General features: G+C 64.3%; 15 protein-coding genes and 1 tRNA gene. 8 read left to right on the top strand and 8 right to left on the bottom strand.

The window, feature by feature from the left end; translation table 11 throughout:
- Positions 1-3: 3 nt before the first annotated feature.
- A complete protein-coding gene (locus AC3CD9_RS04450) occupies positions 4-597 on the bottom strand; it encodes a TetR/AcrR family transcriptional regulator (protein WP_488366507.1) in 594 nt (197 codons plus the stop codon).
- Positions 598-712: 115 nt separating this feature from the next.
- On the opposite strand from AC3CD9_RS04450, the gene AC3CD9_RS04455 reads away from it, so the two are divergent.
- Together AC3CD9_RS04455 and AC3CD9_RS04460 are read left to right on the top strand one after the other, a co-directional pair.
- Entirely contained in the window at positions 713-4,033 is a 3,321-nt protein-coding gene (locus tag AC3CD9_RS04455) for a PD-(D/E)XK nuclease family protein (RefSeq protein ID WP_488366508.1), read from the top strand.
- Positions 4,033-7,212 carry an ATP-dependent helicase gene (locus tag AC3CD9_RS04460; RefSeq protein ID WP_488366509.1) on the top strand — a complete coding sequence of 1,060 codons (3,180 nt, stop codon included), beginning with the start codon at positions 4,033-4,035 and terminating at the stop codon, positions 7,210-7,212. Before AC3CD9_RS04455 ends, AC3CD9_RS04460 begins: the two co-directional genes overlap by 1 nt.
- A gap of 2 nt (positions 7,213-7,214) precedes the next feature.
- Here the strand turns inward: AC3CD9_RS04460 and AC3CD9_RS04465 are convergent, their stop codons facing one another.
- Positions 7,215-8,441: a protein kinase family protein gene (locus tag AC3CD9_RS04465; RefSeq protein WP_488366510.1), complete on the bottom strand. Its 1,227-nt coding sequence runs from the start codon at positions 8,439-8,441 to the stop codon at positions 7,215-7,217.
- A 137-nt stretch (positions 8,442-8,578) separates the two neighbouring features.
- Here AC3CD9_RS04465 and nudC point away from each other — a divergent pair, with 137 nt between their 5' ends.
- Positions 8,579-9,556, top strand: coding sequence for an NAD(+) diphosphatase (gene nudC / locus AC3CD9_RS04470; RefSeq protein WP_488366511.1), 978 nt, complete (start codon positions 8,579-8,581; stop codon positions 9,554-9,556).
- Entirely contained in the window at positions 9,553-11,592 is a 2,040-nt protein-coding gene (locus tag AC3CD9_RS04475; RefSeq protein ID WP_488366512.1) for an ATP-dependent DNA helicase UvrD2, read from the top strand. The genes nudC and AC3CD9_RS04475 overlap by 4 nt, the downstream gene beginning before the upstream one ends.
- Here the strand turns inward: AC3CD9_RS04475 and AC3CD9_RS04480 are convergent.
- The gene (locus AC3CD9_RS04480; RefSeq protein ID WP_488366513.1) at positions 11,569-12,471 is read right to left on the bottom strand and encodes a hypothetical protein; all 903 of its coding nucleotides are present in this window, start codon (positions 12,469-12,471) and stop codon (positions 11,569-11,571) included. The two genes, AC3CD9_RS04475 and AC3CD9_RS04480, sit on opposite strands and share 24 nt — an antisense overlap.
- Before the next feature lie 569 nt (positions 12,472-13,040).
- On the opposite strand from AC3CD9_RS04480, the gene AC3CD9_RS04485 reads away from it, so the two are divergent.
- Positions 13,041-13,592, top strand: a complete 552-nt coding sequence (locus AC3CD9_RS04485) for a M48 metallopeptidase family protein (RefSeq protein ID WP_488366515.1) — start codon at positions 13,041-13,043, stop codon at positions 13,590-13,592.
- Here the strand turns inward: AC3CD9_RS04485 and AC3CD9_RS04490 are convergent.
- Together AC3CD9_RS04490 and AC3CD9_RS04495 are read right to left on the bottom strand one after the other, a co-directional pair.
- Positions 13,576-14,130 carry an NUDIX hydrolase gene (locus tag AC3CD9_RS04490; protein ID WP_488366516.1) on the bottom strand — a complete coding sequence of 185 codons (555 nt, stop codon included), beginning with the start codon at positions 14,128-14,130 and terminating at the stop codon, positions 13,576-13,578. The genes AC3CD9_RS04485 and AC3CD9_RS04490 overlap by 17 nt on opposite strands.
- A complete protein-coding gene (locus tag AC3CD9_RS04495) occupies positions 14,131-15,567 on the bottom strand; it encodes a zinc-dependent metalloprotease (protein ID WP_488366517.1) in 1,437 nt (478 codons plus the stop codon).
- A 171-nt stretch (positions 15,568-15,738) separates the two neighbouring features.
- Between AC3CD9_RS04495 and AC3CD9_RS04500 the strand changes: the two genes are divergently transcribed.
- The gene (locus AC3CD9_RS04500; protein WP_488366518.1) at positions 15,739-16,878 is read left to right on the top strand and encodes a YlbL family protein; all 1,140 of its coding nucleotides are present in this window, start codon (positions 15,739-15,741) and stop codon (positions 16,876-16,878) included.
- Complete coding sequence (locus AC3CD9_RS04505) at positions 16,878-19,898, top strand: UPF0182 family membrane protein (protein ID WP_488366519.1); 3,021 nt, start codon at positions 16,878-16,880, stop codon at positions 19,896-19,898. The genes AC3CD9_RS04500 and AC3CD9_RS04505 overlap by 1 nt, the downstream gene beginning before the upstream one ends.
- A 513-nt stretch (positions 19,899-20,411) precedes the next feature.
- Here the strand turns inward: AC3CD9_RS04505 and AC3CD9_RS04510 are convergent.
- A tRNA-Met gene (locus AC3CD9_RS04510) sits at positions 20,412-20,485 on the bottom strand.
- 161 nt (positions 20,486-20,646) lie between these two features.
- Between AC3CD9_RS04510 and AC3CD9_RS04515 the strand changes: the two genes are divergently transcribed.
- Positions 20,647-21,195 (top strand): YceI family protein, encoded by a 549-nt coding sequence (locus AC3CD9_RS04515; protein WP_488366520.1) that lies wholly within the window; start codon positions 20,647-20,649, stop codon positions 21,193-21,195.
- A 218-nt stretch (positions 21,196-21,413) separates the two neighbouring features.
- Here the strand turns inward: AC3CD9_RS04515 and AC3CD9_RS04520 are convergent, their stop codons facing one another.
- The gene (locus AC3CD9_RS04520; RefSeq protein WP_488366522.1) at positions 21,414-22,679 is read right to left on the bottom strand and encodes an aminotransferase class I/II-fold pyridoxal phosphate-dependent enzyme; all 1,266 of its coding nucleotides are present in this window, start codon (positions 22,677-22,679) and stop codon (positions 21,414-21,416) included.
- On the bottom strand, positions 22,679-23,470 hold the full coding sequence (gene hisN / locus AC3CD9_RS04525) for a histidinol-phosphatase (RefSeq protein WP_488366523.1): 792 nt from the start codon (positions 23,468-23,470) through the stop codon (positions 22,679-22,681). The genes AC3CD9_RS04520 and hisN overlap by 1 nt, the downstream gene beginning before the upstream one ends.
- Positions 23,471-23,473 lie beyond the last annotated feature (3 nt).

The following is a 23,473-nucleotide window of genomic DNA, read 5'->3' on the forward strand; positions in this document are numbered from 1 at the left end:
ACGTCACCGATCTGCGAACGACCGCAGTCCGCCCCAGCTCATCTGGGTGAGCAGCTCGACGGCCGTGTCGACGTCGACACCGCGCTGCGAGTCGATCTGTTTGACGACGACCTCGGCGGTGCCGATGAGAGCCCGGCACAGCAGCTGCGCCTCATCGTCGCTGAGGCGGGCGAAGTTCTTCAGAGCCGACACCACGCGTGTCGCCGAACTCTCCCGCAGCGCGCGCAGCTTCTGTTCGGCCTTCGGCTCGTAGACGTCAGAATTGAAGATGATGACGAACTCTTCGCGGTGTGAGACCACGAAGTCGAAATACGCGCGATAGGTCGCGTGGACCTGCTCATGCGGATCGGTCGTCGATCCCAGAGCTTCGGCCAGCCGCGAGTCGAGGAGCGTCGCCGAGGAATCGATGAGCGCCAGGTAGAGGTCCTGCTTGGAATCGAAGTGCTGATAGAGCACGGGCTTGGACACACCGGCTGCCTCGGCGATCATGTCCATCGAGGTCGTCCGATATCCACGGGTGGCGAAAACTGAGCGTGCGACTCCCACTAATTGGTCGCGGCGCTGGTCACGGGGCAATCTCTGTTGTGGACTCGACATTCTTCAATGCTACGCGAAGACAGGCCGTGCACCGGGCATCCGCGCGATCACATTGACGGCGCGCCGGTCAGGGGCTCGGAAGTCTCATGTCAGCGGGCCGTGATGGAATACGAGTATGGATGAGATGTCGCAGCGAATGGGCAGCACCCTGCTCTCCGGCGGCTGCCTGAATATCATCGGGCGGCCGGGTACCGGGAAGACGACTCTGCTCGAGTCGCTCTATGCACAGCTGGTGTCGACGACCGACCCCGCCTCGGTCCTCGTTCTCACACCCGACCGCGATCACGCCGACGTGCTCCGCAATCGTCTCGAGCTGCCCGCCGACGCAGTCCTCTCCTCCGCCCCGGCCCGCAGTCTGGCGTCGTTCGCGTATGGGATCGCCCGTGCCGCACATACGACGCGAACCGGGGAGGACCTCGAATTCATCTCCGGTGCCGATCAGGATGTGTTCCTCGCCGATCTCCTCGCCGGTCACGAACTCGGTCGTTCCCGCGGCCCGGCGTGGCCGTCGGAGATCACCGCCGAGGTGCGCTCGACCTCGGCCTTTCGAACCGAGGTCCGCGACGCGCTCAACCGAGTGATGGAGTTCGACTTCGGAATGCGCACGCCGGACCCGTCGCCGGAGACCGCGGAGCACGTGTTCGACTTCGGTCGCAGCGCCCTTGCCCGTGCCCTTGCCGACAACCCCGACCCTCGATGGCAGGCCGTAGCTGAGATCCTCGACGAATATCTGGGCATCATGTCGATGCCCGGCTACGGGGGCGTCGACTCCGCGACCGTCCTCGCCCTCGCCGCTTTCGAGATCCTCCGAGAACCCGCCGATGTGATCGCCGGACGATCGTGGACGTTCGCCCCCGACCGATTGCCCACAGTGGTTCTGGCCGACGGGGTCCAGGACTTCCCTGCCGCCAGTTGGGGGATCCTCGAACAGCTGCGCTCCAGGGGGAGCGCGATCGCTCTGTTCGGCTCACCCGAGACGGTGACCGGACGTTTCCACGGAGCCGACGCTTCGATCATCGATCGGGCGACGGCCGAGGACGTCTTCGAAACGGTCGTGCTCGATCGCCAATGGGATGTCGACCCTGCATTGGCGACGACCATCGACGGCTTCGGCGCCAGGATCACCACACGCTGGTCGACCGGTCATATGCCGCGCCCATGTCCCATTGAGGATGCCACTGATTCCGCGGCTTCCGCTGAGGCGTCAGCGCCCCTGCCGCAAACAGCTCCGACAGCGGCACCGGCCGAAGTGCTGCCTCCCGCGTCGTCCGAGCCTGCCGTGGAGACACACGTATTCGAAGGCAGTGCGTCCGGACACCGATATCTGGCCCGTCGGATCACGAACTTCGTCGAACAGGGGCACAGCTGGTCCGATGTCGCACTTATCTGCCGCAATTCGTCGAGCGCCCGCGCGATCGCCAATGAGCTGAGAGCCTCAGGGGTCTCGATCGCCACTCTCATGCAGCCACTCAACGTCGACCCCGCGACCGCGCCGCTGTTGGATCTGCTCTCGGTCGCCCCTGATTTCGACGATGACGAGTCGATCGCCGACCTCGCCCTGTCCCTGGCCGGCAGCATCTACGTCCGCCTCGACCCCGTGCAGATCCGCCGTTTCCGACGAGCAGTGCGCAGACAGTTCCCGGCATCCAGCAGCACGGCGGCGCTGGCTCAGGCACTGCGCAGTCCGATCGACGATTCGTCCCCACAGGGGCTCGCCACGATCTCACGGATGCTGCACGCCGCTGCTGAGGTCGGCACCACCGACCCCCACCAAGCGCTCTGGAGCATTTGGGACGCGGCGGGAGTCGCTGAGAAATGGCAGAACGAAGCCCTGCGCGACCCGGAATCGGTGACCAACGGCTATCTCGATTCGGTGCTGCGACTGTTCGCCCTGGCCGAGAAGATCGCCGACCGCGGCGGTTTCACCGCTCGCTCGTTCGCGGGCATCGTCGCAGAACAGGACATCGCCCAGGACTCCCTGGCCGATTCCGCAGGATTCGCCGATCACGTGCTTGTGGGCACCCCCTCATCACTGGCGCATGTGCGTGTGCCTCTGGTGATCATCGCCGAAGTCAACGAGGGCGTCTGGCCGAATCCGAAGCTGCGCGGCGGAATCCTCGGCCTCACCGACCTCACGGCGGTGCTCGCCACGGGTGAGACGGTCACCGGCGACCCCGGCTACCACGCGCATGCGAAACGGACTAATCTGCGCGAAGAGGGCGAGCTGTTCTTCACCGCCCTCAGCCGAGCCCAGGAACGCGTGATCGTCACCGCCGTCTCCGATGCGGAGACCGAACCGTCCCCGTTCTTCGATGTGCTCGCCGCAGGCTCCGCCAAGGGCACCGACGCGGCCGATGGCTATGCGATCACCCACGAGGATGAGCTGCCTCCGCTCACGATGCCGGAGATGGCAGCACACGCCCGCGCTCACCTGCTGCAGACAGCCGCCGCGGCCGATGTCGAAGCTGCGGTGCCATCGCTGGGGGCTTCGGACGCCGCCATGACCGAAAGTTCGGAGAGTTCTGCGACTCCGGACTCGGACACGCAGTCATGGGCGGCGCTGATGCGGGCGCTCTCAGCCGCCGGCGGTACGGTGGAGTCGCCGGCGCAATGGCGCGAGGCAGAGGACATCACCACGAATGAGCCGCTCTTCACCGACTCCGATACCGTTCGCGTCTCACCCTCCCAGGTCGAAGCATTCACCGACTGCTCCCTGCGGTGGTTCCTCACCCGTAACGGCGGCGACCGCCCGATGTCGACAGCCCAAAGTCTCGGAACCATCATCCACGCCGCCGCTGAGAACTATCCGGAGGGCCCCACCTCCGCGATCCGCAGCTTCGTGGAAACTGAGTTCGCGTCCTTGGAATTCGACGCCGAATGGGAACGCGAACGGGAATTCGGCGTGGCGATGAACATGGCCGACCGCCTCGGCGACTACATCAAGAAGACACCGGGTCGCCTCGTCGGAGTCGAAGCACAGGTCTATGCGGTCGGCGTCGACTCGAACGGACGCGAGTGGAAGGTCACCGGACGCCTCGACCGAGTGGAGGAAGTCGAGGGCGGACTGCGCATCGTCGACTTCAAGACCGGCAGGAACGTCGTCGCGGGCAAGGAGATGGACCGGCATGCGCAGCTGGGTGTGTATCAGGAAGCCATCAATTCCGGCACCATCAGGATCGGTGATGACCAGGAGCTCGACGCACATGCCTTCGGCGCTGAACTCGTCTTCCTGCGCAAGTCGGCTCGCACCGTGCGGGAGCAGTCGTCGCTCGACGTCGATAAGAACCCCGACTGGGCACGTGAACTCATCGACGACGTGTCCGGCAGGATGCGTGCCGCGACATTCCCTGCCCGGGTGGACCCGCAGAAGTGCAAGTCGTGCCCTGTCCGATCATCGTGCCCGGCGATCGGCCCGAAGATGTTGGAGGAGAACTGATGCGCTTCACCGCCGAGCGGCTTGCCGAGCTCACAGCGGCCGATCCTGCCCAGGCGTTCCCTCCGAGCCCGGAGCAGAAGGTGATCATCGAGGCCGACCCGGCACAGTCGATGAAAGTCACCGCCGGGGCCGGATCGGGAAAGACCACAGTCATCTCGCAGCGCGTGGTGTGGCTGGTCGCCAACGAGTTCGTCTCTCCCGAAGAGATCCTCGGCCTGACCTTCACCCGCAAAGCCGTCGGAGAACTCGGCGGACGCATCCGAGTGCTTCTGTCGCGTCTGCGGCACAACCTCGGCCGAGGTCAGGACCTTTCCCTGCCCGGTCTCGACAATCCGACCGTGTCCACATACAACTCCTATGCCGCATCCATCGTCAGCGAACACGGGGTGAGCATCGGCATCGAACCCGAAACTGTCCTCCTCGATGACGCTGCGGCACACACCATCGCCGGGACTCTCATCGATTCGACGCCACCCGACGAGATCCCCGGCGATTTCTCCCGCGAGACGATGATCGCCGACGTCATCGCCCTGGCGGGGCAGATGAATGATCACGGTCGTGATGTCGACGATGTCACGGACTATCTCGAGCAGTGCCTGGCTGCCCTGGTGTCCAGCAAGGGCAAGCCCGTCGATCCCAATGGACGACGGGCGAAACTTGAAGCGAAGATCCGAACGGCCCGACTGGCTGACGCCTATATGCGCGCGAAGCGGCGCAATCTGGCCATGGACTTCTCTGACCAGGTGCGTTTCGCCCAACGCATCCTCGACGAGGTGCCCGCCGCGGCCGAGGCAGAGAGAGCCAGGTGGAAGATCGTCCTCCTCGACGAGTTCCAAGACACCTCGGTGGCTCAGCTGAAGCTCTTGCGCGACCTCTTCCACGCCACCGCGGTGACCGCAGTCGGTGATCCCCGACAGGCCATCTACGGTTGGCGCGGCGCCAGCGCCGACAACATGATGCGTTTCTCATCGGACTTCAGCGACGTCGAATCCCTGTCACTGAGCACAAGTTGGCGCAACGACCGCTCGATCCTGCAGGTGGCCAACCGCATCGCCGCCGGACTTGCTGACAGCAGCGAGTCCCCGCTGTCGGCTCGCGATGGTGCGGGCGAGGGCGAAGTCAGTGTCGAGATCAGCTCGGGTGCTCACGATCCCGATTTCCTCACCACAGGCCTGCGCGCACTCACGGAATGGTTCCACACGGTCCCCGCAGGGTCGTCGAAAGCCGTGCTGTGCCGCAAACGTGCCCACTTCGCGCCGGTCGCGGCGGCGCTGGAAGCCGCCGGATTCGCCGTGCACGTGCACGGTTCCTCCGGGCTGCTGACCGATCCCTTCGTCGCAGATCTGCGCGCGGTGCTCACCGCTGCGGTCGATCCTATGGCCGGCGACGAGATCATGAGGCTCGTCAGCGGACGCATGCTCGGCCTCGGCGCAGGCGACATCGCGAGGCTGCAGGCCTTCACTCGCCGTCAGACCGAGCGGCGAGCGTCCGAGCGGGCCGAACCGGCCGCCGAGGAGGTCATCGCCGAAGCCATCGACCAGGCGACGATCGTCGAAGGCATCGATGAGCTCATCGAAGTGCAGCGCGTCCTCGGCCAAGGAGCGCGGACAGCTGCTGACAGGGGACTCGTCGCCGACTATCAGCAGTCCGGTCTGAGCTCGGAAGCGCTGCATCGTCTGGTCCGGTTGGGTCGCGCGCTGCGGGCCACCCGGTCGGGAACGGGCACCGTGGCCTCGATCATCCGCACCGCGATGTCCGAGACCGGAATCGATTCGGACATCTGGGGCCTCAGCGATTCGCTGCGGAATCTGCACAGAGCCTCCGTCGACGCCTTCCTCTCCGCGGCCAGCCAGTACTCGGCCACCGATGACAAACCCTCGATCACAGGCTTCCTGTCCTGGCTCAGCCTTATGGAAGCTCATGATGCGCTGAGCGTCGCCGAACCGACGACGGCAGCCGACGCGATCAACATCATGACGGTCCATGCTTCGAAAGGTCTGGAATTCGACGCTGTCGCCGTTCCCTCTCTGGTGGTCAAGGACTTTCCCACCGAGCCGCGGGACAAGGAAGGGTGGATGGATCGCACGGCTCTGCCGTACCCGTTGCGCGGTGACCGCGCACACCTCGTCGACTTCGACCTGCGGGAGGCCGAATTCGATACGAAGAAGGCCCTGGATGAGTGGATCGGAGACTTCATCCGCCCACGGATCGCCGATGCACACGAGGGGGAGGAGCGACGCCTCGCCTATGTGGCGTTCACCCGTGCGAAGAGACATCTGTGGCTCGGTGCGGAACTGATGGGTTCACGCGCGGTTCCGGACGATCCCTCGCCCTTCCTCACCGAAGCGATCGACGCCTTGGGCCTCGAAGTGGAGATTCCGGAACCTGCCGACGAAACGGCGGAGGACCGCATCGAGACCACTCCATGGCCGGTACCGCGAACGAAACAGGTCGCCGCCGCACAGCGAGCCGCCGGTTGGGTCGAAGCGAGCCCGGACCTCAGCTTGGAGTCCTTGGCCGAGAATCCGGGAACGATCGGGCGCTTCGCCGCTCAGGCCCTGCGCATCGGCGACCGGCCCGAAGCCGTGTCCGCGGCGGCCATGCCCGACCGACTGTCGGCAACGGCCCTGGTCGCGTGGAGGAGGGACCCGCAGAGTTTCCGTACACAGACCCTGCGTCCGATCCCGACTCCGCCCAGCCGGGCAGCCGAGATCGGAACGACCTTCCATTCCTGGGTGGAACAGCACTTCGGCCAGTCGAGCATCGATATCGGCGAAGACGAATCGGTGAGACCGATCGACGCCGCGACGGTCGAGCGGCTGCAGGCGACGTTCTCGGCCTCCGAGTTCGCGACGCGTCGGGCCGACCATGTGGAGATGTCCTTCGAACTCGTCCTCGGCAGGTTCCGGGTGCCGGGGAAGATCGATGCGGTCTTCATCACCGGGGACCATGCCGAGGTTGTGGATTGGAAGACCTCGAAGAAACCCGATGCGGCAGTGCTCGAGGTGATGAAATGGCAGCTGGCGCTCTACCGGTTCGCGATTCTGCGGGTGCATCCGGAGATCGCCGAGGTGACGGGGACGTTTTACTTCGTCGGCAGTGATGACATCGTGCAGTTCACAGACCTGCCTGGTGAGGACGACGTCGTCGAATGGCTGGAAGCCAACGACATGGGCTGAGATCAGCGGATCCTGCCGGTCTCTTCCCCGTCATCAGTTTCGTCGACGTCCCGAGTCGGTTCGGTCCGCACCTGCGATCCCGGCTCGGAGTCGAACTCCGAATCGTCATCCGAGGGCGCCGACGGAGGCTGAGCTCCGGGAATGAACACATCGGGGGCCGCGGTCTCCGTGATCGCGGCTTCCACGTCGGGGGCATCAGCCGCTGTCGGTGCAGAGGAATCAGGGCCCGCTCCGCGAGTGTCCCCACCGTCTGCAGGTTCGGTCGCGGACTCAGGAGTCGGTTCCTCAGCAGAGGCGGCTGCATCGGCGGAGGAACCGAACAGGACCTCGTTGAACGAGCTGAGGAGCCCGGCGGCATCCTCGATGGAGGTCTCGTCCCCGGAGTCGACTGCCTCGAGCAGCCAGTCGAGCACCGCGAATTCGGCCAACAGCTCGGCACGAGCGATGACATGCTCATCGGCGCGGGGCCGGGAATTGCGGTACTCCTCGTAGAAAGTCGGCAGGGCGGCAGGATCGATCAGCGCGGAAGCCGCCGCCAGATCGATGGCCGGGTCGGCGACGCGCAGACGACCGATCTCGGCGAGTGCGAGCACTCGCTCCTGATCGGTATAGACGCTCGTCTCATCGAGAGAGCCGTGGATGGGCGTGGCGAGGAAATGCCAGAGCGCCACCTTCTCGAATTCTTCCTCCCAATGCTGCAGCAGAGACGAGGGAACTCGTCCGGTGCTCGCCGCCTGATCGAGGCGCTCAAGGATGAGGAACTGCGATCGAGAGGGATCCTCCACCGGGAAACCGGCATCGGAGACGGGCTCGGGTGCAGCCGAATGCAGAGTCGCCAGAGCCTGGGCCAGCGAACTGGCCCGCGCCGTGTCGGCGATGGGCACATCTCCCAGTGGCGCTCCCGGCAGCGGATCGGCCAGTGTCACAGTCGTCGGGGATGACGTGTCGAAGTAGTCGGCGGCCACCTCGGTGATGGCCCGCAGGCGCGGCCATACGAAGTCAGCGTGCGGATACATGGCCTCGTAGATCCGTCCCGCCTCGGCGGCCGAGCCGATGTCCGCAGTGCGATCGAGCTGGGTCTGAGCCGTTGCGACGAGCTGCTGATCGTCATCGCCGAGCAGGACTCTGACTCCGGCATCCAGCGGCGGCAGGGGTGTCCATGTCGTCGGGACGAAGCCGTCGAGCATCGTCGCCGCGATCGCAGTCAACTTGAGCGCCTTGGTATCCACCTTCCCCAATCTACCGTCTGGGTTCGGCTGAGACACGGGACTCGCCGTCGAGCGTGTCTGCCGAGGGGACTTTCGGGTCCTGTCAGGAATTCACTGCCACGGTCGTCGTGTCAGGACGCTGAGATATCGTGGAGGGCATGAAGCCATTGCCTCCAGTGCAGCCGATCAGCCTCGCCCGACACGGAATCGATCGGGACCATCTGACTCGGGGCCACGACGGAGATCTCAGCGAGATCTGGGCCTCAGGGGCCCTCGCCGTCTTCGAACATCGCGGATCGCTGCTCGTCGCCGCCGGTGGGCTCTTCCTGACCGACCGCGAAGCGGTGCCGGTGGGCCAGACGGAGGTCTACCTCGGCCGTGATCCGCACGGCACCCGCTATATCGGGGTGTCCTTGGACGACGACGGTCGCAGCCATGTCGATTCCCGATTGGACGCCTCGCGCGCCCGGGACGCCACCGACCTGCTGACTGCGCCGGGAGAGGGGATCGACAGTTCCGAACCCGTCTGGCTCACCCTGCGTCATCTCGCCGAAGCCCTCGACGATGTGCAGGTATCCCTGGCCTGCGAGATCGTCGGTTTGGGAAACTGGCATCGTGCACACCGGTTCTCCCCGCGCAACGGCACCCCGACCACTCCGGTCATGGGCGGATGGGTCCGCCGCGATCCGGAGACCGGAAGCGAACACTTTCCCCGCACCGATCCGGCAGTCATCGTCGTCATCGTCAACACCGATGAGGACGGAGTCGAACGTGTCCTGTTGGGTAACAACGCCGCCTGGGAATCCGACCGATATTCGCTCCTGGCCGGATTCGTCGAACCGGGTGAGACGCTCGAACACGCGGTGATCCGCGAGATCTGGGAAGAAGCTCATCTCGAAGTCACCGAACCGCGGTATCTGGGCTCTCAGCCGTGGCCGTTTCCCTGTTCTCTCATGCTCGGCTTCTCAGCCGTCGCTCCCAGCCGAGACTTCGCCGCCGACGAGGCGGAGATCGCCTCGCTGCGCTGGTTCACCCGGTCAGAGCTGCGCACTGCCATTGCGAACGGCGAAGTGCGCGCCCCATCGACGATCTCCATCGCCGGTCAGCTCCTGTACAGCTGGTTGGACAACGCATGAACGCTTCGGCCACGGCCCTGCTCGAGGCCTTGGACGAGGAACAGCGCGCTGTCGCCACCCATTTCGACTCACCGGTGATCGTCCTCGCCGGTGCCGGCACTGGTAAGACCCGCGCAATGACGCACCGGATCGCCTTTGGAATTGCGTCGGATGTGTTCCCTGCCAACCATGTCCTCGCGCTGACATTCACCGCCAAGGCGGCGGGGGAGATGCGCTCACGCCTGCGCGGGCTCGGAGTCCCCGCGGTCCAAGCCCGCACGTTCCACTCCGCAGCGCTGCGTCAGCTGCGGTTCTTCTGGGACCGGTTCGCCGAAGGAGACTTTCCGCGGATCATCGAGAACAAGACGGGCATCATCGGCTCGGTCATGCAGAGCCTCGGGTTGGAGACCAGTCGGGAACTGACCAGAGACGTCGCTTCGGAGATCGAGTTCGCGGCGTCGTCCCTGCTCGGCGTCGACGACTATGCGACGAAGGCAGCGGCCCGGGACCTCCCCGGTCAGCTGAGCGTCGACGATATGGTGCGGATCTTCGAAGCCTACGGGGAGGCGAAGACACGGGGACGGCTGTTCGATTTCGATGATGTGCTCCTCGTGCTCTCGGGAGTTCTGGCCGAGTATCCGGCGATCGCAGCCGAGATCCGCGAACAGTACAGGCACTTCGTCGTCGACGAGTTCCAAGACGTCTCGCCGCTCCAATACGATGTTCTCTCCCGGTGGCTGGGCCCCCGTGACAATCTCTGCGTCGTCGGCGATCCCGCTCAGACCATCTATACCTTCGCGGGAGCCGATGCGAGCCTGCTCGGTTCGCTCAGCACGTCGATGCCCGAAGCCAGAACGATCCGGCTGGTGCGCAACTACCGGTCGTCGCAGGCCATCGTGTCCACGGCGAACAATCTGCTGCGACACACCTCTCGGACCGCGCTGACCCTGCGCACCGACAACCCGATGGGCCACCAGCCGCGCATGGTGGAGTATCCGACCGACGAGGCCGAGGCCACCGGGGTCGTCCAGGCCATCTCGGCAGAGATCCAGGCCGGACGCCGTCCGCGCAACATCGCAGTCCTCTTCCGCACGAACGGACAGAGTCCCTCCTACGAACAGGCGCTGGCCGCAGCCGGGATTCCCTATGTGCTGCGCGGCGGAGAGCGCTTCTTCGCACGCAAGGAGGTCAAAGAGGCCGTTCTCATGCTCAAAGCCGCACGCGCGACCTCGAGCGGACAGCGTCTGCCCGAAGCCGTAACAGAGGTTCTCGGCTCTCTCGGATTCACCCGAGAACCGCCCGCCGCCGGAGCCGGCAGACAGCGTTGGGAATCGCTCAAAGCCCTCGTCGACCTCGCCGAGGAGCATCAGCACGGTGAGGAACTCCCTGTGCCGATGGAGGTCTTCCTCAGCGACCTGTCGGATCGTGCCGAGCACCAGTTCGCTCCGGACATCGAAGGCGTCACTCTGGCGTCGTTCCACGCAGCGAAGGGTCTGGAATGGGACAGCGTGCACCTGGTGGGTCTCAGCGAAGGCCTGCTGCCCATCAGCTATGCCCAGACGCCTCGAGCCATCGCTGAGGAACGCCGCCTGTTCTACGTGGCGCTGACGCGTGCAGGCACAGACCTGCGGATGAGCTGGTCGCTGGCCCGGTTCGACTCCAAACAGAAACCACGGAGGTCGTCACGCTTCCTCGCCGAACTCGGTCAGTCGGGACCGACGATGGGAGACGGCCGCACAGCGTCGAACTCTGCGGCGCTCAACCGCTGCCGCGGCTGCGGGAGGGCATTGGTCTCGCACATCGACCGTGCACTCGGACGATGTGCGGACTGTCCTGCCGACATCGATCTCGAGCTGCTGGACCGTCTGCGCCGCTGGCGGGTGCGCATCGGAATGGAGCAGGGACTGCCGCCGTACCTCGTGCTCACGGACACCTCGCTGTCTGTCATCGCGGAGGTTCGTCCCCGCACCCTCGACGAACTGGCTCGGGTTCCCGGCATCGGTGCGACGAAGCTCGAACTCTATGGAACTCACTTACTGGGTCTGCTCGGCGACTGACCCGAAATCCGGGACCGGCGTGCGACACTGGCAGCGATCATGGAAGGTCATTCCGCTGTCCGTGACCTCGCCGGCATCCAAGGTGACCACGCGTCGGATCGGTGTTGTTTCGGGGCGCAGCAGCGCCTGACGCAGCATCTGAACAACATGCGCCGAACCGAGGATGCGTGCGGCGGGATCGCTCAGGCTCTCACGCTCCGGCAGGGCGCGCAGACGCGGATGCTGATCGAGCCAACCGGCATCGCTGTCCTTCCGGTGCAGGCAGGAACACACAGAGCAGGGTGTCGAACCGGGCCGAATGAGTCCCGTGATCTCCACAGACTGCTCACCGAGGACGACCTGACAGTGGTCGACTTCGCGATCACTGAGCCACATGGCGGAGTTGAGGTCCGGAACAAGGTGAGAACTCGTGACCACCACCGGTGAAGCCATGAGATCGAGCTCCTCGACACGGCGAGCCGCGGCGATGGCGAATCCGAGCGCCGCCAGCTGACTTTCGACATGGGAGCGCAATGGACCCGTGACCAGCACAGGCCGGGACCCGAGGAGCTGAGAGACCCGATCCGGCGACAGATTGAATATGCGAGCCGCGGCGAAGACCGGGGACCCCTTCGGCACGGCGCCGCCGTCCGCGTCGGCCGGAATGAGGACACCCGCCTCGCCGAGGAGGGTGATGAGGGAGCTCGCCCTGCTGAGGTCGACCCCGAGTTCCTGAGCGCGTGAATAGAACTGAGCCGAGCCGATGCCGAGGCGGAGATCTTCGATGAGACTGGCGTCACCGAGCAGCAGCCCATCGATGAGCACAGGATCATCTGCGCCGAACTGGATGCACGAGGACGAACGCCAGGTGATGGGAACACTCGGAAAAATTCTGAACATCTCGCCCCCTTCGCCTCGCCATCGTGGAGACTTCCACAGTAGTGAACGAGAGACAGAATGGCCACGGCGGGAGAGAAGCTGTGGACAACCCTGTGGAAAAACGGCTGAGGACAGGCCGGAAACGCGTCCCGGCATGCCCTCAGCCGCATAGTGCCCCAGGCGCTCGCGAGGACTCGTGCGGCTTCCCCTTCCGCACGCATCCTCGGGTTTTCCGGGGTCAAGCATAGAACTTATTCCGCAAAAGCCTCCGCGTCAATGCACCGTCATGCACAGACACGTCAACAGTCTGTGGATAACCTGTGGGAATCGCCGTGGAGTCTGTGGAGGAAAGGTGCCTTGAGTGACGGTATGTCTGTTGATAGACATGCTCCCGGGTCGGATCAGCTCCCGTTCTGCGGGGACTGCGATCACCGATGCGGCTGTGGACGGGGGATTCGCCCTTAAAATTTCGGCAGACTCAGCAAACTCACAAATTCCGAAGACTGTTCGTCTTCAGAATCGGTTCAGGGCCGCCGCCACGGTTCCAGTGACGCTGTCACCGCGTCAGTGTGGTTTCCTATGATGGTCCGGTGAGCAGAGCACAGCGGTGGAGTGAAGAAGAGGTGTTGCGGGCGATCGCCCGGGGCGAGATAGAAGTGCGTCGATCGGCGCGGCGGAAGAAGACCGTCGCCGTGTCGAAGGAGGTCGAGACCTACGTGCTGCGCACTCCCGTTCGCTACAGCGTGGAGCGCAACATCCGTTCGCTGACGGATCTGTTCAATCGTCTCTCCGCCCGTGATCATTCGTCGGATGCCGACCTCGCCGAGCTGGCTGAGGAGATGAGCCGTCGCTTCTTCGGCGGCAGGCTGCGACCGACGTCGATCCGCTGGGTGACGAATCAGAATGTCAGCAGATGGGCGTCAACCACGACGTCGACAGGTGACATCCGCGTCTCTCATCGCCTGCAGGCCGTGCCTCGCTGGGTGCTGGAGACGGTCGTCGTCCATGAACTCGTCCATCTCCAGATCGGTCCGCACTCGAAGGAATTCCATGCATTGGCCGATCGCCATCCGCGGCAGTCCGACGCAAAACTCTACCTCGAAGGATTCAGCGACGGGGAGCGATTCAGGCGCGGGAGCTGAGCGCTGACACTGCGGAGCGGAAGAGGCCCGGCAGCCGGTCCGGCAGGTCGGGCATGAGGTCATCGGGCAGTCGGTCCAGAGGAAACCACGCGACGTCGAAGGACTCGTCCGACACATTCGGCGAATCGGCAGTCGAAGCCTGGGCTGCGAAGACGACGTCGAAGTGTCGGGTGCAGTTCCCGAACGCGGCCGAGAGGTCATGTACATGCACGTCGATGGGATCAGCAGTGACTCGCGTGAGCGGGCGCAGACCGCTTTCCTCTTCTGCTTCTCTGCGCGCGGCATCACGGAGCGAGGCGTCGGCGGATTCGAGGTGTCCTCCGAACTGACCCCACAGGCCGGCCTTCCGGTGGTGGTTGAGCAGAACCGCCTCGGTGACCGGATCGATGACCAGACAGCTGGCCGTGAGGTGGTGCTCACCGCCGGAGCGGTGCAGGGAAACGACGCCCAGCCGGTCGAAGAGCTCCGCGAAGGATTCGGAGAATGAGTTCCGCGGTCCGCGCTCGACTTCCTGCCGGGCGGTATCGAGATCGATCATTCAGCGATCGTCGCGATCGTCCGAGCTGTCGTCGTCGGGGCTGCTGTCGTCGGTCGGCGCAGTGTCGTTGCGATCCGTTTCCTCGGACTCTGCTTTCGCATCGCTGCCGCCGGCTCCCTCGAGGCCCTCGGCGAGGATGCGTGACAGGGCCTCATCGATGCTCGATTCATTTGTCCACTCGGCCTGACGTCGCTCGGAATAGCCCAGCGGGTCGTCCAGATCCTGCGTGGTCGGCAGCAGATCCGGATGAGAGAACACGCGATCGCGGGCTTCGGCGCCGCCCTGGGTCTCGAGGTACGCGAAGAGCGCGGCAGCATCGCGAAGACGACGGGGATTGAACTCGAGGCCCACAAGGGTTGAGAAGGTCTTCTCCGCCGGTCCCGCGGTTGCCCGCCGACGGCGCAGTGCTTCGCGGATCTGATCGCGACCGGGCAGATGCTTGCACGCTTCATAGACGACGACGTCGACCCACCCGGCGATGACGGCGAGGAGGTTCTCCAATGACGTCAGCGCCTTCTTCTGATCGTCTGTCGTCGGCGGGTTGAACAGTCCCTGGCGGATATTGTCGCTGAGGTCGGAGATGTTCGACGGATCGATGTTCGACGCCATGTCCTCGATCTGCGAGGTGTCGACCTTCAGCCCCTGCGCATAGCGAGTCAGGACAGTCTCGACCTGGGCGCTCAGCCACGGTGCACGCTCGAACAGAGCGAGGTGGGCGAGCTCCTGAGCCGCGAGGTAGATGCGGACCTCGGAGACGTCGACGTCGATCTCGGAAGCGAACGTCTCGACGTTCTTGTCAATGACCACGGCAGTGTCGTGGGGGAGCAGCGGGAGTCCCACCTCGGTGCCGGTGAGGACGCTTTCGGACAGCGCGCCGACGGCCTGTCCGATCTGCATGGCGAACATCGAATCGCTCATCGATCCGAACATCGACGATGCGCCTGCGAGGATGCCCTTCATCTCGGCCGGGACCTGGGACTCGAGCGTGTCCGTCAGGGCCGAGGACATGTTCTCCTTGATGGGGAGCACGAACTTCTGCCAGCCGGGCATCGTCTCGTTGACCCAGTCGGCTCGGCGCAGCGGACGGGCGGAGCGGTTGGCGACGGAGAAGTCGGTAGCCTCGGCGAGCCAGAGCTCGGCCAGACGGAACGCATCGGTCGTGGCCCGCTCGGCGTCCTCGGACACGGCAGGGTCGGGAGTCGGAACGGCCTTCTGAGCGATCGACACTGCCTGGGCCTGCGAATCGGCACCCTGGCCGAAGAGCCCCTGCATCTGATTCATGATCGTGGACATCATCGCCGGATCGATCGAGAAGCCCTGCGGCATGCCCGAACCGTTCTTGTCATCTCCCTGACCGGATCCGGGACCATTGGCACCGAAGAGCATTCCGAAGATCTGCTCGAACGGATTCTGCTCGTTGTTGTTGTCATCGGTCATTGTTCTACAGCCCCCAAGAATCGGTTTGACATCAACGTTAACGGTTCCGAATGTGCGAAGCTTCCCAATTCCGGGAGGTTTCGCAGGATGTTCGCACCGGGCGAAAGGAGTCTGTGAATCGGACGCTGAGGTTTCAACTAGACTGGTGGGGCGGTGCAGCGAAAGGATTACATGACAGAGAACGCCCCTCGGGCCGTGCCGGCGTCACCGGTACCGACACGCGGCACCAAACGACGACGGACTCCACGTCTGGCCACAACCTCGGGCGTCCTCACCTACGTCTTCATCGCGCTGGCCGTGCTTCTGCCGGTTCCGTACATGCTTCAGCTGCCGGGACCGGTTTTCAACACCCTCGGCGACTACCAGGGTGACCCCATGATCAGCGTCTCCGGAGCCAAGAGCTATCCGACAGCAGGCCGCATCGACATGCTCACCGTCGCCGTCAGCGGCGGACCCGGCCGCGACATCTTTGCCTCTCAGGCACTCGGCGCACTCATCAACGGCGAACAGACCGTCGTCCCCACGGAGGCGTACTACCCGCTGGACACCACTCGCGAGGATGTGACCGAATCGAATGCGGTCGAGATGTCCTCGAGCCAGGATGTCGCCATCGCCGCTGCGATGGGCCAGATGGACAAGTCGTACTCCGTGCATCTGTCGGTCGATGACGTCGTCGCCGATGCTCCGGCACAGGGCAAACTGCGCAAGGGAGACCGACTCATGTCGGTCAACGGCAAGAAGCTCGATTCCGATCCCCAGGCCGCGCAGATCATGAGCAGGACAGTGCAGGGGTCGGACTCCGTCGAGCTCGGCATCGAACGCGATGGGAAATCGAAGACGATCACCCTGACTCCAGCCAAGGTCGACGACCGCAAGGCGATCGGCATCACTATGAAGCAGGACTTCGAGTTCCCCGTCGACGTGAAGTTCAACGTCGACGGCGTCGGCGGTCCGTCGGCGGGGACGATGTTCGCTCTGGCCATCATCGATGAGCTGACTCCCGGTGCGATGACAGGCGGCAAGCATGTGGCGGGCACGGGGGAGATCACTCCTGACGGAACGGTCGGCCCGATCGGCGGTGCTCGCCAGAAGGTGGCCGCCGCCTCCGAGAAGGGAGCGACGCTGTTCCTCTCGCCAGCCGACAACTGTGCGGAGGTCATGGCCGCCGCAGACCAATCCAAGATCACGGTGGCACGCATCGACACGCTCGATGACGCGCAGACCACCGTGGAGCAGTACGCCGCCGGCAACACTTCGGACCTGCCGAAATGTCCTGCCGATGGTGCCGACAACAATGAGAAAGGGCAGTAGTGAGCACCTCGTCCTCACCCACCTCCGCACGCATGCCGGCGAATCGGCCAAGACGTTCGCCGCTGCTGCTCACCCTCGTGTCTGTGGCGATCCTGCTGATCGCCTTCATCGCCTTCACCCAGGTCTACACCGAGGTGCTGTGGTTCCGCCAGGTCGACGCAGCGAACGTCTTCCGGACCATGTGGCTCACCCGCGGACTGACGTTCCTCGGCGGATTCATCCTCATGGCCGTTCCGGTCTGGCTGAGCCTTCATCTGGCCTACCGCCATCGTCCGGTCTACGCGCCGACGACGCCGCGACAGGAGAACCTCGACCGCTATCGTGAGGCCATCGAGCCTCTGCGTCGGGTCGCGACGATCGCGATTCCCGCGGTCATGGGTGTCCTCGCCGGCATCACCGCCTCGGCGAATTGGAACACAATCCTCGAATGGATCAACTCGACGTCCTTCGGCTCGAAGGACCCTCAGTTCGGTCTCGACAAGTCGTTCTTCGTCTTCGTCCTTCCCGGTCTGCGCCTCATCGGCAACCAGCTGGGCATGGCGCTGCTCTTGGCGCTCATCGCCGCCCTCGTGGCCCACTACCTCTTCGGCGGAATCCGTCCGGGGGAGCAGAAGGGCGTCATCCTGACGAAGGCCGCCCAGTGGCAGCTGGGCATCACCGTGGCGGTTCTCGTCATCGTTCAGGCCGGCCGGCTGTGGCTCTCCCGCTACGACCGGATGACCGCTGCCGGCGGGATCGTGCCCGGCGTCACCTACGTCGATGATCATGCCGCCCTGCCGGCCATGGCGATCGTCGCCATCGCCGCCGTGCTGGTCGCACTGCTGTTCGTCTATACCGCATGGAAGGGCAACTGGCGGATCTCGATCATCGCGACGCTCACCCTCATCGTGCTCGGCGGCGTTTCGATCATCGCGTACCCGGCCCTGCTTCAGCAGTTCCAGGTCAATCCGTCGCAGCAGAGCAAGGAATCCGATTACATCCAGCACAACATCGATGCCACACGCGATGCGTTCGACTTCGATGACATCGAGGTGACTCCGTACTCGCCGAGCACCACTGGTAAGAAGGGCGATCTGCGCAAGGACGCCGAGACCGCGGCGTCGATCCGTCTGCTGGACCCGAACCTCGTCTCGGACACCTTCCGGCAGCTGCAGCAGGTGCGACCGTACTACTCGTTCCCGCAGAAGCTCGACGTCGACCGCTACAACATCGACGGGGACATGCGCGACACCGTCATCTCGGTGCGCGAACTCGCCCCGAGCTCGGTGAACAACCAGAGCTGGTTCAACCGGGCGATCGTCTACACCCACGGATTCGGTGTGGTCGCAGCCAACGGCAACCAGCGCAACCCGGACGGCGAACCGCTGTTCATGGAGTCGGATATTCCGCCGAAGGGCGAGTTCCCTGACTACGAGCCGCGTGTGTACTTCGGAGAGTCGTCTCCGGACTACTCGATCGTCGGCGCCCCGAAGGGCGCGACTCCGCGTGAGCTCGACTACCCCTCCGATGAGAAGAGCGGCTCCGGTCAGGTCAACAGCACCTTCTCCGGTGACGGCGGACCCTCGGTGGGCAATGTGTTCAACCGTCTCGCCTACGCCCTGAAGTTCCAGGACGAGCAGATCCTTCTCTCGGACGCGCTCAACGACGAGTCCCAGATCCTCTACGATCGTCATCCGCGTGAGCGTGTGGAGAAGCTCGCACCCTTCCTCAAGGTCGACGGCGATCCGTACCCGGCCGTCGTGGACGGAAAGATCAAGTGGATCCTCGACGGCTACACCACCGCCGAGGACTACCCGTATTCGACACCGCAGCCACTCCAGCAGGCCACCGAGGACTCGACCACGGCGTCGGCTCCGAACTCGGTGGCGACTCTGCCGGACGATGAGGTCAACTACATCAGGAACTCGGTGAAGATCACCGTCGATGCCTACGACGGTTCCGTCGACATGTACCAGTGGGACAAGGACGATCCGGTTCTCAAGACATGGATGAAGGTGTTCCCCGGACTCATCAAGTCGTCCTCGGAGATGTCCGGTGACCTGATGAGCCACGTCCGGTACCCGGAAGACATGTTCAAGGTCCAACGCGACCTGCTCACGAAGTACCATGTCACCTCCGCCAGTGAGTTCTACTCCGGTCAGGACTTCTGGACCCTGCCGACCGATCCGACGACGAAGGCGAGCAGCGGACTGACGCAGCCGCCGTTCTACATGACCCTGCAGATGCCGGGTCAGCAGTCCCCGTCGTTCTCGCTGACGAGCTCGTATATCCCGGCTCGATCGTCCGAGGGGCAGTCGCGTAACAACCTCACCGGGTTCCTCTCTGCCGATGCAGATGCCGGCAATAAGAAGGGCGAGACAGCCGAGGGCTACGGCAAGCTGCGCCTGCTGCAGCTTCCGCGCAACACCACCGTGCCCGGACCTGGTCAGGCTCAGAACAACTTCAACACCGCACCCGATGTGCAACGCAGTCTGAACCTGCTGCGTCAGGGTGAATCCGAAGTCGAGAACGGCAACCTGCTGACTCTGCCGATCGGCGGGGGTCTGCTGTACGTCCAGCCGGTCTATGTCCGATCCGCCGGTGAGACCTCCTACCCGCTGCTGCAGCACGTGCTCGTGGCCTTCGGTGAGGACATCGGGTTCGCTCCGACCCTCGACGAGGCACTCGACCAGGTGTTCGGCGGAGACTCCGGAGCCTCGGCCGGCGACGCCGGAACCGAGGACAGCGGAGACGGCGAATCGGGATCGACCTCGGGCGGAGAGGACGCGGATTCGAAGTCCGGCTCGCCGGACAAGGCTCTCAACGACGCTCTGCAGGAGGCGAAGAAGGCCATGGAGGACTCCGATGCCGCGCTGAAGGACGGCGACTTCGCGGAGTACGGAAAGGCTCAGGATCGTCTGAAGAAGGCACTTGAGGACGCCGTCGCCGCTGACCCGTCGCTGGCCGAGGATGCGGCGGGCAAGGAATCCTCTGCTCCCGCCTCGGAGCCGGCTGACGAAGGCGGAGACTCGGGCAACTGAGTCTGAGGCGAACCGGTACGGCGCTGTGAGGCCGTGCCGACCGAGTTCGGGCTTTCCGCGACGAACGCCCCTGGGACATCCCAGGGGCGTTCGTCGTTCTCAATGGATTCGCCGTGGTGAGACCGGCGTCGTTCGCTTCTCTGGACGCACTCCCACCGCTGTGTCAGCCTAGGTGCGGTGCGCTCTATCTGTCTGAGGCGCTGAGCCAGCTGAGGGCACCTCAGCTGGCTGAAACGCTGCCTCAGTCCGAGGTTCGGCAGCGGTCGGGACTTGAGGGAACGGCAGTGCGGAGAAACAGGCCATGCGCTCTGCGGACCGACATCTGCCAGGGCGCCTGATGGCGTTCGACTTGCCGAACGCTCGAGTTGCCGTCACTGTATCGAGTTATGCTGCGAGCGGTCGACGCTGAGTCGAGCGGTCGGCAGGGAATCGGCTCTGCAAAGTCGGTCGGCAAGGGGTGTGAATGAGAAGAACCCCCAGTCAGAGAACTGACTGGGGGTTCTGCCGCTATCGTGGCGGGGGAGGGATTTGAACCCCCGACCTCCGGGTTATGAGCCCGGCGAGCTACCGAACTGCTCCACCCCGCGGCGTGTTCTTAACTTTACACGAGGGGTCACCTGGCGGCCAAACCGAATACAGGTGACCTCCGCCACATGGTCACTTGTCGTTCATCTGCAGGGGTTGCAGATGATTGAAAGTTGAACTAGAGTACATTTTGTACTTCAAATTTCAACCAAAAGGAGAAATCGTGACTGCTCTGCCTCAGGGACTCACCGCCGGAACCTGGAACATCGACCCCATTCACTCGGAGTTCACCTTCACTGCTCGCCACGCGGGCGTCTCGAAGGTCCGCGGCCACTTCGAAGAGATCGCCGGCAGCGTGAACGTCGGTGAGACCCTCGAAGACAGCGCCGTGTCCGCCGAGGCCTCAGCGAACTCGATCAACACCCGCAACGAGCAGCGCGACGGTCACCTCAAGAGCGGTGACTTCTTCCTCGCCGAGGAACACCCGAAGCTGAGCTTCAAGTCGACCGCGATCAAGGCCGACGGCGCCGATGAGTTCTCGACCGTCGGTGAGCTTACGATGCGCGGCGTGACCAAGGAAGTCGCCTTCGCCACCGAATTCGCAGGAGTTGCCACCGACCCGAACGGCAACCAGGTCGCCGGCCTCTCGGCCACCGCCACGGTCAACCGCAAGGACTTCGGAATGTCCTTCGAAGCTCTCCTCGGCGGAGGAGAGCTCCTCGTCTCCGACAAGATCAAGATCGAACTCGAACTCGAGCTCGTCAAGGCCTGATATGTCCTGAGCTGAGCTGCTGATCGGCGCGTGCGCCGACACGGAGCCAGACTCAACGGGCAGCGTCGCTGCCCGACACAGAAGGGGCGAACCGCCTATGCGGTTCGCCCCTTCTGGCGTCTTTCGGCGCGGCGACTCATGTCACTCGGCGTGGCGACTCATGTGCCTTCCCTTGCATCAGGAACTCGTTCTGCCTCGACCGCGAAAGCGGGTGATGCTCAGTGCCTCCGACGCAGCGCCTCCGGGTGCTCCCGCAGATGCCCACCGAGTGCGATGAACAGCTGTGCGCCCTTGTCGACATCGGCAACGGACTTGCAGAACGAATATCGGATCGAGGACCTATAGGCCGCGTGCGCCGGGCTGCCCGGCCTGCACAGAGCAGGGACGGGAATCCCGACCAAGGAGAATTCTCTGGCCAGCAGCTCATTGAGCTCGAAGGCATCGAGATCTGTCAGCGCAGAGAAGTCCACCACTGTGAAATAGCCGGCCCGCGGAGTGGAGACCCGAGCACCCGGCACCGAGCGACAGGCGGGCACGAGAACCTCAGCGCGGGCCCGCAGCGAAGCTCGGTTCTCGGCGACGAACTGCGAATCGCCGACCAGCATATCGGCCATTCCGATCTGCATCGGACCGCCGGCCGTGAACGACAGGAACTGCTTGACGGTCTGAATGGCCTGGCGAACCTCGGGAGAGGCGATGACCCAGCCGATCTTCCACCCCGTCGTGTTCCATGATTTGCCCGCCGAGGAGACCGTGACGACGCGTGCAGAATCCTCGATGGCAACGGCGGGAGGGACATGCCCCAGATCGGTCAGGACGAGCTGCTCGTAGACCTCATCGGAGAGCACCCAGGCGTCGACCGCCTCGGCGGCTCGTCCGATGCGGGCGAGATCAGCGGCAGAGAAGATGAACCCGGTGGGATTGTGCGGAGTGTTGACGAGGATGATCGCCGGATCGACCTCGGCGATCACTCGGTCGAAAGCCTCCCAGTCCGGGGCGAAGTCGCCATGGCCATCGGGGATGATCGGCACCGTGTGCAGAGTGCCTCCGGCGGCAGCGATCGCCGCCGGATAGGAGTCGTAGAAAGGTTCGAAGGCGACAAGGGAGCCGCCGCGCGGCAGCAGTGCGAGGATCGCAGCGGTCAGGCCCTCCGTGGCGCCCGCAGTGTAGAGCACCTCGTCAGGATCGACGTGCTGGCCGAAATCGCGTCCGCGTTGAGCGGCCACAGCCTCGAGCAGCTGCGGGTATCCCTGACCGGGGGCGTACTGATTGAAACCGGCCCGCATCGCCTCTTCCGTCGCGGCGATGAGCTCGTCCGGAGGTTCGGTGCCTGGAGCGCCCTGCCCGAGGTTGACGGCTCCGACCTCGGCGGCGAACTTCGTCATCTGCCCGTAGATCGTCTCACCGATCGACCCATCCGGATTCGTCAGACCGGCGGCCTCGGCCATCTCATGCCACAGCGGGGCTCTCATGATGTCCGGCATCAGGAGACCTCCGCGGGAGCGACCCGACCGAGTCGATCGAGTGCGGCTTCATGGAGTCGAGAATTGCTGGCCAGCGCATTGCCGCCGAACGGCCCTGGAACACCGGCCGTGTTCGTGAAGGTGCCTCCGGCTTCGAGGACGATGGGTACGAGCGCTCCCATATCGTAGAGCGCGAGCTCGGGTTCGCAGGCGAGGTCGACAGCCCCCTCGGCGAGCAGCATATAGGAGTAGAAATCGCCGTATCCGCGAGTGCGCCACAGCGAATCGCAGAGATCGAGGAACTCATCGAGGATGCCGAGTTCCTTCCAGCCCGACAGCGACGAATACGACAGGGACGCATCGGCGAGAGAATCGACCGATGACACAGCGATGCGTTCGGCCGGGGACCCGAACTCGGTCGCATAGGCGCCCTGGCCCGCTTCCGCCCACCACCGGCGCCCGAGTGCGGGAGCGGAGACGACTCCCAGCAGCGGCTGATCACCGTCGTAGAGGGAGATCAGCGTCGCCCACACTGGCACTCCGCGCACGAAGTTCTTCGTTCCGTCGATGGGATCGATGATCCACCGTCGCGATGACTGTCCGTGTGCACCGAATTCCTCACCGAGCACGCTGTCATCGGGTCGAACCTCTGTGAGGCGATCCATGATCGCTTTCTCCACCGCACGGTCGCATTCGGTGACCGGGGTGAGATCGGGTTTGGTTTCGACGGCGAAGTCCTGTGCCCGGAAGTGCGGGTGGCTGATGGCATCGGCGAGATCGGCGAGTTCGATCGCCAGGTCGAGGTCGTTCATGCC

The organism is Brevibacterium sp. MGP-B1 (assembly GCF_057766545.1).